Origin of the sequence: Comamonas sp. GCA5 (genome assembly GCF_036541385.1) — a bacterium.
Classification (GTDB): Bacteria; Pseudomonadota; Gammaproteobacteria; order Burkholderiales; family Burkholderiaceae_C; genus Comamonas; species Comamonas aquatica.
This window is the reverse complement of record NZ_JAZHFR010000199.1, coordinates 1-883: the sequence shown is the minus strand read 5'-3', so window position 1 is coordinate 883 and position 883 is coordinate 1. Positions and strand designations below refer to the sequence as shown.

Sequence of the window (883 nt, the reverse complement as noted above, 5' to 3'; positions counted from 1 at the left end):
GACCGCCTGGCTGGTCGGCCCGCGCCACCCACCGCGCGCTGCGCGTGGCGCGCACCATCGCCGACCTGGCCGGCAGCCCCCACATCGCCAGCGCCCACGTGGCCGAGGCCATGCAGTACCGCCGCACCCTGGTGCCCGCCAGCCCCTGAGCGCCGCCTCAGAAAAAATATGCCAAATAGGCCTGCAGCGCTTGCTGCGCCTGCGCAGGGCGCTATGCCATCAGGAGTTCTTCGGTTTCGGTCATGGCCTGGGTCGGTGCCACGGTCTCGTGCAGCAGCTGCACCCAAGCGCGCAGCGCGGGCGACCAGCTGGCCTCGGGGCCGGTGACCAGGCAGGTGTCCACCCGGGCGATGTCGGCCAGCCCCGGGGGCAGCGCGCAGCCCTGCACGCCAAAGCGCGCCTGCTGGGCCTGCACCACGGACTGTGGCAGCAGCGCATAGCCCATGCCGGCAGCGACGCAGCCCAGGATGGCGTCCAGCGAACCCAGCTCCATGATGCGCGCCGAGGTGATGCCCTGGCTGGCCAGCAGCAGCTCGATGCGCTGGCGGTAGCTGCAGCCCTGGCGGAAGGCCAGAAAGGGCTGCGGGCACAGCTGCTGCGGCGTGGGGAACTGCGCCAGCGGCGCACTGCCGACCAGCACCAGGGTTTCGCGGAACACCGGCCAGGCCTGCAGCCGCGGCTGCGGTGGCTGGCCGGCGACCAGGGCGCAGTCCAGCCGCCCGGCCAGCATCTCGTCGACCAGAAAGGCCGTGGGGCCGGTGCGCAGCTCCATCACCATGCCGGGGTGGCGGCGGTGCAGTTGGGCCAGCAGCGGCGGCAGGCGCAGCGCGGCCGTGGTCTCCATGGAGCCGATGCACAGCGCCCCCCGGCGCCGCCTGGCGGC

At 73.4% G+C, this 883-nt stretch carries 2 protein-coding genes; one reads left to right on the top strand and one right to left on the bottom strand.

Annotated features, from left to right (window positions below; translation table 11 throughout):
• A partial coding sequence (locus SJH88_RS19235; RefSeq protein WP_479680510.1) for a magnesium chelatase subunit ChlI family protein occupies positions 1 to 149 on the top strand: 149 nt, incomplete at its 5' end.
• A gap of 62 nt (positions 150 to 211) precedes the next feature.
• On the opposite strand, the gene SJH88_RS19230 is transcribed toward SJH88_RS19235, so the two are convergent.
• The coding region (locus SJH88_RS19230; protein ID WP_274755399.1) for a LysR substrate-binding domain-containing protein at positions 212 to 883 on the bottom strand (672 nt) is incomplete at its 5' end.